Annotated in this window: 13 protein-coding genes and 3 pseudogenes; 11 read left to right on the top strand and 5 right to left on the bottom strand. The window is 56.2% G+C overall.

Annotation, left to right across the window (positions count from 1 at the left end; all coding sequences use genetic code 11):
- Positions 1 to 492: 492 nt before the first annotated feature.
- The 3 genes from ACLKMW_RS25975 (at position 493) to ACLKMW_RS25965 (ending at position 2,636) form a co-directional block, all read left to right on the top strand.
- Positions 493 to 702, top strand: a complete 210-nt coding sequence (locus tag ACLKMW_RS25975) for a cold-shock protein (RefSeq protein WP_415727414.1) — start codon at positions 493 to 495, stop codon at positions 700 to 702.
- Positions 703 to 1,043: 341 nt separating this feature from the next.
- Positions 1,044 to 2,072, top strand: a complete 1,029-nt coding sequence (locus ACLKMW_RS25970) for a fatty acid desaturase (RefSeq protein WP_415727413.1) — start codon at positions 1,044 to 1,046, stop codon at positions 2,070 to 2,072.
- A gap of 318 nt (positions 2,073 to 2,390) precedes the next feature.
- Positions 2,391 to 2,636, top strand: coding sequence for a hypothetical protein (locus ACLKMW_RS25965; RefSeq protein WP_415727412.1), 246 nt, complete (start codon positions 2,391 to 2,393; stop codon positions 2,634 to 2,636).
- A gap of 427 nt (positions 2,637 to 3,063) precedes the next feature.
- On the opposite strand, the pseudogene groL reads toward ACLKMW_RS25965, so the two are convergent.
- Positions 3,064 to 4,636, bottom strand: a pseudogene (groL, locus tag ACLKMW_RS25960) (chaperonin GroEL); the annotation flags it as partial.
- A 110-nt stretch (positions 4,637 to 4,746) separates the two neighbouring features.
- A pseudogene (locus ACLKMW_RS25955) lies at positions 4,747 to 4,847 on the bottom strand (co-chaperone GroES); the annotation flags it as partial.
- Between the two features lie 510 nt (positions 4,848 to 5,357).
- Here ACLKMW_RS25955 and ACLKMW_RS25950 point away from each other — a divergent pair.
- Positions 5,358 to 5,621 (top strand): hypothetical protein, encoded by a 264-nt coding sequence (locus ACLKMW_RS25950; protein ID WP_415727411.1) that lies wholly within the window; start codon positions 5,358 to 5,360, stop codon positions 5,619 to 5,621.
- Here the strand turns inward: ACLKMW_RS25950 and ACLKMW_RS25945 are convergent.
- Positions 5,606 to 6,076, bottom strand: a complete 471-nt coding sequence (locus ACLKMW_RS25945) for a hypothetical protein (RefSeq protein ID WP_415727415.1) — start codon at positions 6,074 to 6,076, stop codon at positions 5,606 to 5,608. The genes ACLKMW_RS25950 and ACLKMW_RS25945 overlap by 16 nt on opposite strands.
- Here ACLKMW_RS25945 and ACLKMW_RS25940 point away from each other — a divergent pair.
- From ACLKMW_RS25940 to ACLKMW_RS25930, 3 genes are read left to right on the top strand one after another with little or no spacing between them, the layout of a single operon-like run.
- Entirely contained in the window at positions 6,066 to 6,287 is a 222-nt protein-coding gene (locus ACLKMW_RS25940; RefSeq protein WP_415727410.1) for a hypothetical protein, read from the top strand. The two genes, ACLKMW_RS25945 and ACLKMW_RS25940, sit on opposite strands and share 11 nt — an antisense overlap.
- A gap of 14 nt (positions 6,288 to 6,301) precedes the next feature.
- The gene (locus tag ACLKMW_RS25935) at positions 6,302 to 6,619 is read left to right on the top strand and encodes a hypothetical protein (protein WP_415727409.1); all 318 of its coding nucleotides are present in this window, start codon (positions 6,302 to 6,304) and stop codon (positions 6,617 to 6,619) included.
- Positions 6,616 to 6,903, top strand: coding sequence for a DUF1488 family protein (locus ACLKMW_RS25930; protein WP_415727408.1), 288 nt, complete (start codon positions 6,616 to 6,618; stop codon positions 6,901 to 6,903). Before ACLKMW_RS25935 ends, ACLKMW_RS25930 begins: the two co-directional genes overlap by 4 nt.
- A gap of 177 nt (positions 6,904 to 7,080) precedes the next feature.
- Here the strand turns inward: ACLKMW_RS25930 and ACLKMW_RS25925 are convergent, their stop codons facing one another.
- The gene (locus ACLKMW_RS25925) at positions 7,081 to 7,263 is read right to left on the bottom strand and encodes a hypothetical protein (protein WP_415727407.1); all 183 of its coding nucleotides are present in this window, start codon (positions 7,261 to 7,263) and stop codon (positions 7,081 to 7,083) included.
- 486 nt (positions 7,264 to 7,749) lie between these two features.
- Between ACLKMW_RS25925 and ACLKMW_RS25920 the strand changes: the two genes are divergently transcribed.
- The 4 genes from ACLKMW_RS25920 to ACLKMW_RS25905 all read left to right on the top strand — a co-directional run bounded on the left by ACLKMW_RS25920 (position 7,750) and on the right by ACLKMW_RS25905 (position 8,912).
- Positions 7,750 to 8,082 (top strand): hypothetical protein, encoded by a 333-nt coding sequence (locus ACLKMW_RS25920; protein WP_415727406.1) that lies wholly within the window; start codon positions 7,750 to 7,752, stop codon positions 8,080 to 8,082.
- A 7-nt stretch (positions 8,083 to 8,089) separates the two neighbouring features.
- The gene (locus tag ACLKMW_RS25915; protein WP_415727405.1) at positions 8,090 to 8,326 is read left to right on the top strand and encodes a hypothetical protein; all 237 of its coding nucleotides are present in this window, start codon (positions 8,090 to 8,092) and stop codon (positions 8,324 to 8,326) included.
- A 186-nt stretch (positions 8,327 to 8,512) separates the two neighbouring features.
- The gene (locus ACLKMW_RS25910; protein WP_415727404.1) at positions 8,513 to 8,692 is read left to right on the top strand and encodes a hypothetical protein; all 180 of its coding nucleotides are present in this window, start codon (positions 8,513 to 8,515) and stop codon (positions 8,690 to 8,692) included.
- Positions 8,679 to 8,912, top strand: a complete 234-nt coding sequence (locus tag ACLKMW_RS25905) for a hypothetical protein (protein WP_415727403.1) — start codon at positions 8,679 to 8,681, stop codon at positions 8,910 to 8,912. Before ACLKMW_RS25910 ends, ACLKMW_RS25905 begins: the two co-directional genes overlap by 14 nt.
- A gap of 410 nt (positions 8,913 to 9,322) precedes the next feature.
- Here ACLKMW_RS25905 and ACLKMW_RS25900 read toward each other — a convergent pair.
- A pseudogene (locus ACLKMW_RS25900) lies at positions 9,323 to 9,553 on the bottom strand (hypothetical protein); the annotation flags it as partial.

Raw genomic sequence — 9,553 nt, 5'->3', positions numbered from 1 at the left:
GGCCCGGTCCGCTGCGCCGGATATGGCAATATCCCGCCCCCGTTGCAAGGAGGCGGGATTTTTTGATGCGGCACAGTTGCGCAGCACGGAGGTGGTCTGTTCGGCAACTGCGAAGCCGACAGGCGACCTTTGCCTGAAAGGGGAAGCAGACGGTCCGCTTCCGGCCACAGATCTTTAAATGCGGACACCCCGTCCTAAACGCTCACGTCTTCCCAGCTTCCGTATTCCGGCGGTCCTGAAGCGCTTCGATTCCTTACGAAAATTGCAAACAACTGACCCGTGCGGCTCACGCTGGGCGGGCCTTTCGGAACATTGGTGCATGGCGCCTTGCAATAACCACAAACGGCTAATAGGTTGACGTATCGATCTTGTTGATGAACTTTGTTCCTACGCTTTGGCGTCTCAGCGATCTTCCTTCTCAATTTCGAAGACTACGGCGTTTGGCATTCGGCCAAGCGGCAACGATCTGTGCCGATTTGAAAGGAAATCGTCATGACAACTGGAACGGTAAAGTTCTTCAATTCCACCAAAGGCTTTGGTTTTATTCAACCTGATGACGGCACTACCGACGTCTTCGTTCATATTTCCGCCGTGGAGCGGGCCGGTATGCGCACCATCGTCGAGGGCCAGAAACTCTCATTCGAAGCAATGCGTGACAGCCGCAATGGCAAGATCGCCGCAGAAAATCTGCAGGCCGCGTAAGGGTTTGCCTCTGGACAATGGAAGGTCGGGCAAGCCCGGCCTTTTTATTCGAACAGTAGACATTGAGAATTATTTCCTTGCAAAGCGGTTTCGCATAGCCCACATATACGTCAGCGGTCGCAATTCGGCCGGGAGCGCTCGCCGAGATACGGTGTTGGGCTTCCCTGAATACCAACTGCATTTGCCCTGATTGATGGTTCGCCGACCACGAATGTACCGGCGGCGCACATGTCTCAGGACCGAAGGGAAGCGGGCACCACGGCCCGCTTTTTTCATTTTCATCCCATCTGTGTTTGGGACACCTACACGCTCAGCGACACGATCGCAGCCTTGGAGGCACTTTGGAGAATAAATGCGCCCCTGACGTTGAGAGCCGAAAGGATATCCGCTCCTGGGGTGCCATTCTCGCAAGCTACCGCCAGCCCGACACGGCCCGCAGCATCATCGAGATCCTCATCACCGTAGTGCCTTTCGCGGCTTGTTGGGCGCTGGCTGCCATGGCAGCCATAAACGATTGGTGGTGGGGGCTGCTTTTGACAATTCCCGCTGCAGGCTTTCTCGTCAGGCTTTTCATACTGCAGCATGATTGTGGACATGGTGCGCTGTTTTCCAGACGCAATGCCAATGATTGGACCGGCCGGGTTATCGGCATTCTTACATTGACGCCTTATGATTATTGGCGCCGCACCCACGCCGCCCATCACGCAACTGCTGGCGATCTCGACCGCCGTGGCATCGGTGACGTCAAAACGCTTACGGTTAGGGAATATGAGGCATTGCCCTGGCATGGTCGTGCCAGCTATCGGCTCTATCGCCATCCGGCTATTATGTTCGGCCTTGGACCGGCCTGGCTATTCATCTGCCAATACCGCCTGCCATTCGGACTCATGCGCGCGGGCGTGCAGCCTTGGGCGTCAACGGTTGCGACCAACATTGGCATTGCGCTTCCGGCGGCGGGTTTGATTGGGATCCTCGGTATAGGCCCGTTCCTTATGGTGCAGCTTCCGATCACATTGATGGCAGCAACCGCCGGTGTCTGGCTGTTTTACGTTCAGCATCAGTTCGAAGGAACGCACTGGTCCGAGGGTGAAAGCTGGAATTTCCAGAATGCCGCGCTGCACGGCAGTTCGCACTATGAGCTGCCTCTCATGCTGCGTTGGTTCACCGGAAACATCGGCATCCACCACGTCCATCATCTGGCAAGCCGGATTCCGTTTTATCGGCTACCACGAGTTCTGGTGGACCATCCAGAACTGCGCGACATGAGCCGAATTACGCTTCTTCAGAGCCTAAGCTGCGTTGGGCTGGCGCTATGGGACGAACAAGCAAAACGACTGGTCTCGTTTCGGGAAGCGCAGGCCGCCGCCTAGCATTCCGGAAATTGCAATGGGTGCTCATACCGCTTACCTATCCTTGAAATTCGTTATCGGCTCCCGCCACCCAGGCCGGTCTCAAATAAAACTCAATCGGCGCCCAGAAAGATTTGCATCGCTCTTTTGGGCCTCATGGCTTCTCGCGGCGTCAGAGGCTCTCGACCGCCAAACGTTCCAGATCATCGATGGTATTTGCGTCTTGCCGACATGCGCACTGGGCGGGAGCGGGCCACTCCTTGAGTTGATTTGCCTCCGACCGATATCCTTTGGGGTTTGCGAGGACAGCCAATGCTTATGCATACCAGGCGATCCATCGTGCAGTTTTCAGCGCCATTTGCGCTGAGGGGAATTGATGAACCTTTGCCGCCCGGCGAATACGCGATTGACCAGGACGAGCATCTCATTGAAGGGATGACGTGGCTCGCCTATCGCCGGATCGCAACCTTCATCCATCTTCCCGCCCTCTCTGAGCGTGCGACAACCGAGCAGTTGGTCGAAATCGACGCCTATGAGCTTGAAGCCGCACTTAAGCAGGATCTCGAACAACAATACCGCGCGTGAGAGTGCGCGAATAAGGAACAATAATGTCGTTACATCGCTTCACTGTTGGGCAGAAGGTTCTCTTCAAGAACAGCTGGTATAGATCAAACACTCCGCAAGGGACCTACCACATCACAGCCCTGTTACCCGACACGCAATATCGCGTGCGCAGCGATGACGAACGCCATGAGCGCATGGTGGATGAGGACAGCCTCGAAGAAGTCCACATGCGATCGCTCCTATCCCCTGCCTCATCTGCGGAGCCAGCGCGGTTTCCTTCGCGCGACCGGGCTGCTGCCAGCAGACCTCAGTCGCATGAGCGCTTGGAATACGCGCGCCGGCGGGAATCTGACTGCGATGGGACCCTGCGTCGCATAAAGCAACTCGTAGAGGATAACCGCCTGCTATGATCACGTGGCAAGCGCGCTCCATCAATTGATAGGTGCGGCCTTGGTGGGATATCGGCTATCATGGCTTCCGCTGTTATGAGGAGGGCGGCAATCGAACCTGCATCCTGCAAGGCCGTTCGCACCACCTCGGCTGGATCGACGACGCCTGCCTCGATCATGTCGACATAGATCTCGGTCTGGGCATCGAAGCCTCGGTTGGGGTTCGTGTCTTCCATCAGTTGGCCGACGATGATCGAGCCTTCGGCGCCAGAGTTCTCGACAATCTGCCGGATCGGGGCCTCGAGTGCTCGAAGCAAAATGGAAATGCCTGCCGTCTCGTCGGCATTGGTTCCAGTCAGCCCAATCAAAGCCCCCTTGGCCCGAGAAGAGCGACATCACCGCCCGGCACGATGCCTTCCTCAACTGCGGCGCGTGTCGCATTCAACGCATCATCGACGCGATCCTTCGTTTCCTTGACCTCTGTCTCGGTCGCGCCACCGACCTGGATTACCGCGACGCCACCAGCGAGCTTAGCCAGACGTTCCTGCAGCTCTCCCTGTCATAGTCCAACGTGGCTTCCTCGATCTGCAGCTTGATCTGCTTTATGCGCGCCGCAATGTCGGCCTTGTCGCCAGCGCCATCGATCAAGGTGGTCGTGTCCTTTTCGATCAATACACGCTTGGTTCGACCGAGCATCTCAAGGGTGACATTTTCAATTCGATGCCGAGATCCTCCGAGATGATCTAGCCGCCGGTGAGGATGGCAATGTCTTCCAACATCGCGGCGGTCGCTGAAGCCGGGGGCCTTGACTGCTGCAACCTTCAGGCCGCCGCGGATCTTGTTGACGACAAGCGTCGCCAGCGCCTCACCCTCGACATCTTCCGAGATAATCAGCAGCGGCTTTCCGCTTTGCACCACCGCTTCCAGGATCGGCAGCATCGCCTGCAGATTCCCCAGTTTCTTTTCATGGATGAGGATGTATGGCTCCTCCATCTCCACGCGCATCTTCTCGGCATTGTCACGAAATACAGAGATAGATAGCCGCGATCGAACTGCATGCCTTCCACGACATCGAGTTCGGTTTCAACGGTCTTGGCCTCCTCGACCGTGATCACGCCCTTCAGTTCCGACTTTGTCCATTGCCTTGGCAATCATCTCGCCGACGGACACGTCTCCATTGGCGGCAATCGTACCGACTGTGCAATCTCATCCGATGATTTGACCTTCTTGGCTCGCGCCTGGATGTCGTTGACGACAGCAGTCACGGCAAGGTCGATTCCGCGCTTGAGGTCCATCGGATTCATCCCGCTGCCACCAGTTTGGCACCCTCTCGAAGATGGCAGCGGCAAGAACCGTGGCGGTCGTGGTGCCGTCACCGGCCAGGTCATTTGTCTTGGAGGCGACCTCGCGCACTATTTGTGCGCCCATGTTCTCGAACTTGTTCTCCAATTCGATTTCCTTGGCAACCGCGACGCCATCCTTGGTAATGCGCGGCGCGCCATAGGCCTTGTCGATGACGACATTGCGGCCCTTGGGCCGGAGCGTTACCTTGACGGCGTCGTTGAGCAGTTCCACGCCGCGAAGCATGCGGTCGCGCGCGTCGATGGAGAACCTGATTTCCTTGGCAGACATTTTTCCGTCCAGTTTGGTTCTGAAATTGCAGGCATGGCGATTAGGCGACCTTCTTGGCGGCCGGGTCTCAACGTTGCCCATGATGTCGCTCTCCGTCATGATCAGGAGATCTTCGCCTTGGCGGTATCGTGGATGATGATACCTCCCCTGGACTTCAAATCACCTTCAGCCGACCGGATACGGCGCGGTCGTGAGGGGGCCGGAACTTCATGAGTGTTCTTTCTGGGGCCGGCGCATAGGGCGACCGCACAACTAGTATACACCTATTTGACACTCGAATGATAGGAGCGCCCCCGCTTATTCTTGGCCCGGAAGTGGAGTGTCGAATGTAATCTTTCTACTCTCGAAATGTCTGCCGATATAATTCGGGTTATTTTGAAATTTTCGTCTCATGACAATATACTTCACCTTATCCATTCGAATGATAATTGAAGAACAACAACGTAAATTCCTTGTCTTTTCCTCAGATGAGGCGTATATATAAAACTCGTTGATTTGGCCGTCTTGGCTTTCGCGGTGTCAGAGACCTTCGACCCGCCATTCACCTCCGAATTCTCGACAGCGAATGTTCGACGCCAGCCGGCGCGCATATCGCACCATGCGAACCTTTGGAATGAAAGGAGTGCTGGCCACGGATGTAGTGGCAGCATGGGCATCATTTCCGGTTCAGATGGAACAAAGCAGAAGGCGCATGCGCGCGCTTTCGTGAAGGAAAACAACAATGACCAATCGCACCACGCAAAAGGTCGTCCGCTTCCTGTCGGCGTTCTCGCTGCCCGGTTTCGATGCTCCCCAACCTCCGGGGGAATATCTTGTGGATCATGACGAAGAGCCCATCGACGGGACGTCTCATCTAGCATGGCGTCGAACAGCCAGCTTCATCCATCTGCCATCGATCTCCACACGAGGCTCGAAACAGCAAATGGTGCCGGTCGATCCAGCCTTTCTCCAGGCGGCATTGGAACAGGATCAAAGGCGATCATGAGCATGGCAACCCTCGTCCATCGAAATGTCCGTCCAATACGGCACGATCCCACACCTCATCTTTTCGCGGTGGGCCAGACTGTTCGCCTGTATCCGGCCAGGAACGCGGAAATCTACCATGTCACCGGCACGATGCCGCCCAATGCGGGCTCGCCCCAATACCGCATTCGCAATGACGACGAACGTCATGAACGGGTAGTGACGCAAGACAATCTCGAGCCGGTCGACTTGCAGCCCGGAGACAATCTCACTCTTATCGAAAGGACGTTCGGCAATGGCAAAGGGACAGAAACGCAGCAATCGGGAAATTCGAAAACCGAAGCAGGAAAAAGCTTTGCCAAAGGCTGAAAGCTCATTCGGCAACGCCATCAAGCTTCCCGGAAATTCCAATGCTCCACGTGGCAAAGGCATGAACTGATGCCCGGCCTCACAAGGGAGAGGATCAATGAAGATCATGATCGAGTTCTACCGTACGCGGGCCAAGGACGACGCTCACGCCACCGTTGGCAGGGCGATGAGTGACGCAATTGATCGGAAGGACGCCATCGAGGTCGCGCGATCACTGTCCGTCACTCTCAGCATGCCGCGGCGCCCGGATGGGATGATGATCACCGATACGACCGGCCAAAAGCTTTACGCGGGAATTGTTGACGCCGTCGATCGCTGAAAGGAGACCGCAACATGAGCAGCGATATTCACCGTGATTGGGAGAGCGTCGCGATCGGGGTCTGGGAGAATGAGGGCGGCGCGCCCGGCCTCGGCATTGTCACCCACCAGTATGGAAGGCGTGTCGAGGCCGATCACTCTTGGACTGTTTATCATGTCTTCAGTGGTGTGCCGGCGAGCAGAAGCGGCAACCCGATGACCGGCCTGAGTTGGTCGGACGCGACAGAGGGCATGTTATCGCTTAATTTTCATAATGAACGACCGCAGAGGAAACACAGCAAGCCGCCGAGGCATAAAGTAAAAGATCATTTGAGAGCGGTGGATCCGTCATGACGCTGGATTTTCCCAATCGAAGCCGAAGTTTCGATGAAGCAAGAAACGCGGTTCGGTTTATCGGCTATGATGGCACGTTCGAAGTGCGGTTTATGGTAGAGGCCCCCGCCCTCACGACATCAGATAGAAAGACGGTCGGGGCAGAGGCGCTGGAAGCAGAATGCCTCGCGGCGTTCGACGCGGCCCGCGGATCTATTCACGACGTTGCCCGCGCATCCTATGGGCGTGGCCGCCGAACCACTTATATCCTGACTGCCGCCGATTTCCGTAAGCGAAAAGCCTGAACGGACATGAATCCACGACGAGATGCCTCGATCCGGTTCTGTAGTCGGTCCGTCAGGGAAGCCTCCAAGGCACGCTGCCCAAGCCACGCCAACCGTGAGCCGCGAACTCCTCTGGCGAGGCCACCAAGCTATTCGTTAGCGGTGACTGGTAGATACGGAGTGACGAACGACATGCGGTCACGTCATGAGTGTTTTTATCTTCTGCAGCGCTCGCACGGCTTCATCCTCAGCCACACCAACAAGCGCATCGATCGCTTTCAAATCGTCATTTTGCGCCGCCGTAGCTATTTCACGTCTTAGCTGCCGCAACGTATCCCGGACATGTCTTAAATGGCCTTCAATGTCGGATGCATCAAACATCTCGGTATCCTTTCGTCGCACCAACAAAACTGAGCCCACTCTGTTCCGGCGCGCCAGGAAAAATAGCGCGGCGTGGAGCTATTTCATGGCCTGCCGAGAGGCGTGCTCGTAAGTGGTGACGAATAAGGAATGCTCGATTTGCTTTCTTCATTGGAAAGGCCTAGCGTTCATCTATCGGCAGCTTCTTATACGGGCGCTGCCGATGAGGGCGGTCATCGTGCCCTGGCCCTGACCTAAGGAGGGCACCGCGTCTTCCGCCTATCTCACCTTCGATGACATGAACATGATTGAGCGGCTTCTCTCAGCAGTTCGCGAGCTTGGGCCGGCCAGAGCGCAGCTTTTAACGCGGCTGTTGCTCATTCACTGTTTGAGGCGGGATACCAAGTCGAATCCGAACTGAGGCTACTTCTGGCGAAGCATATCAAGCTTCGTAGATCGCTCGACATTTCGGAACTACCTCCGGCCGGCAATGTGAGGCTGATGATCATGAGCATTCATCTGGATGAAAATGCACTGGCAGCCGGAGTTTCGGCGTACCTGGCGTCGGTGAAATCTTGTGCCCCCCTTCGGTCCGAACTGACCCATGCTACTTCAACACAGCTTGCAGCCGGCGTGGGCGCTTCTATTCGGGCCTACTTGGCTGCTCTCCCGGCTGATTACCTTGTTGAGCATTTACGTAGGCATGCCGACGCTGAGATTGATGGCGAATTTCCATACATCGTTACCGCCGACCAGCTCATGCGGGTCGCCGCCGATCGAATTTCAGAACTAGAAGCCGAACTTGCTGACGTCACGGTTCACACACGGACTTGTGGCTAGCCACCACATGATCACCCACGACATCGTGCACGACCTTCGTGCCATGGCCGCAAACTCAGAGCAGTTTACCAAGAACGAGGTGGTTGAAATGCTGCAGGAGGCGGCAGACGCGATCGAAGCGGATCGCAAGGTTCTGGAAAAGGTCCGTGCAGGTATCATGGATGCACTTGGGCATCTCGAAAAAATACCAGGACAGAGGATCAGACAGAGTTGGAATGGCAACGGCGGGAGACAAAAATCATGAAATATATAACCAGACTGAACGCGAACCCAGCTGCTTGGGTTTTGCTCGCAATCGCGATAGCGGTGCCGGGTTCAATCCTCTATTTAGCGCTCACCGGCATAACCTACTGACAGCAGACCCGGCCGCCTGAGAGGGAACTATCTTTTGACCGCGCAACTCGGGCGACGGTGCAGGGAGGATATCGGTATGGCCAAGACAACCAAGGTAGGCGGCAAGGAAGGGAAGAGCAAGAAAGGAGGCGAAGCCGCCAAACATCTGCAAGCGTTGAAACCGGAGGTAAAATCCTCGCAGGAAAAAAGGAACAAAACTGCTGACAAAAAACAGGGTGCGGCCAGCGTGATCAAGAGATTTCTTGAACGACTATAACGACTATAATGTGCCCATTAGCGTCGTCGATAGCCCTCGAAAATTGGCCCTCCGCAGTCGCGTGGACATCAACAAATGGCAGGTTCTGGCGGCCGCGACCGCATCATTGCTGGATGTCGAAAATAGAGAGCGCGTTGCTGTCGACGTCAAGCTGACCATAAATGGCCGCTTTCCTAAACCCGCCTCCAAAAGCAGTCTGTCAGGAATCCACCCCGGGTGAGATGTTGCGGCAAAAGAACCTTGGTGCTGGAAACGGTCACCAATATGGCACGGTTGACTGCCGAATGTCAGATTTCGGTTCGTTCGGCCAAGATCAGTGCATCCTCCACGTCGACACCGAGATAGCGCAACACGGCGCTCATCCCAGTGGCCGCCGGCGCGCTCTTCCCCGTCTGGGGCATCCTTCTATTGCCTATGCTGGCGGCTGGCGCGATGGCGATGTCCAGCGTATTCGTGCTGGCAATGCGATGCGGCTGAAGCGCTTCCAGGCACGATTGCGAGGCAGTCTGGAACCTTGCCAAGGCAGTTCCGGCTGTCGAGTGATCGATCCGCTGGCCTGCGCTTGGCGCGGGCCCGCCTCATCTTCTCCTGTGGAACTGAAGTGCCATGTAGCTATCTCCTCCGCCGCCATTACTGAACCTGCTCCTCGTTGATCGTTGAGGGCGTGGTGCCGTTCATCTCGACCGAAAACGGCTCGCAGCCCTCCATGCAGGCCTCCGTTTCCGTCAACGTCACGGTATCGGTCTGCTCGAACGACTCTCGATTGGGCATCTGGACTTTCGGCAGCGATTCCTTGTCGAGAATGGCGTCGTCCGGGACGATCCCGTTCAGGTTGAGGACATAGGCCGTGACGGCATAGAC

The organism is Borborobacter xinjiangensis, from assembly GCF_047739745.1.
Classification (GTDB): domain Bacteria; phylum Pseudomonadota; class Alphaproteobacteria; order Rhizobiales; family Rhizobiaceae; genus Pseudaminobacter.
Note: the sequence above shows the minus strand (reverse complement) of the source record. Positions and strands in the feature narration are given on the sequence as shown.

What these genes read in the sequence shown, in the direction of transcription:
- ACLKMW_RS25975 (WP_415727414.1), top strand. Translation starts at nt 493, where the DNA reads ATGACAACTGGAACGGTAAAGTTCTTCAATTCCACCAAAGGCTTTGGT.
- ACLKMW_RS25950 (WP_415727411.1), top strand. Translation starts at nt 5,358, where the DNA reads ATGACCAATCGCACCACGCAAAAGGTCGTCCGCTTCCTGTCGGCGTTC.
- ACLKMW_RS25940 (WP_415727410.1), top strand. Translation starts at nt 6,066, where the DNA reads ATGAAGATCATGATCGAGTTCTACCGTACGCGGGCCAAGGACGACGCT.
- ACLKMW_RS25945 (WP_415727415.1), bottom strand. Translation starts at nt 6,076, where the DNA reads ATGATCTTCATTGATCCTCTCCCTTGTGAGGCCGGGCATCAGTTCATG.
- ACLKMW_RS25935 (WP_415727409.1), top strand. Translation starts at nt 6,302, where the DNA reads ATGAGCAGCGATATTCACCGTGATTGGGAGAGCGTCGCGATCGGGGTC.
- ACLKMW_RS25930 (WP_415727408.1), top strand. Translation starts at nt 6,616, where the DNA reads ATGACGCTGGATTTTCCCAATCGAAGCCGAAGTTTCGATGAAGCAAGA.
- ACLKMW_RS25925 (WP_415727407.1), bottom strand. Translation starts at nt 7,263, where the DNA reads ATGTTTGATGCATCCGACATTGAAGGCCATTTAAGACATGTCCGGGAT.
- ACLKMW_RS25920 (WP_415727406.1), top strand. Translation starts at nt 7,750, where the DNA reads ATGAGCATTCATCTGGATGAAAATGCACTGGCAGCCGGAGTTTCGGCG.
- ACLKMW_RS25915 (WP_415727405.1), top strand. Translation starts at nt 8,090, where the DNA reads ATGATCACCCACGACATCGTGCACGACCTTCGTGCCATGGCCGCAAAC.
- ACLKMW_RS25910 (WP_415727404.1), top strand. Translation starts at nt 8,513, where the DNA reads ATGGCCAAGACAACCAAGGTAGGCGGCAAGGAAGGGAAGAGCAAGAAA.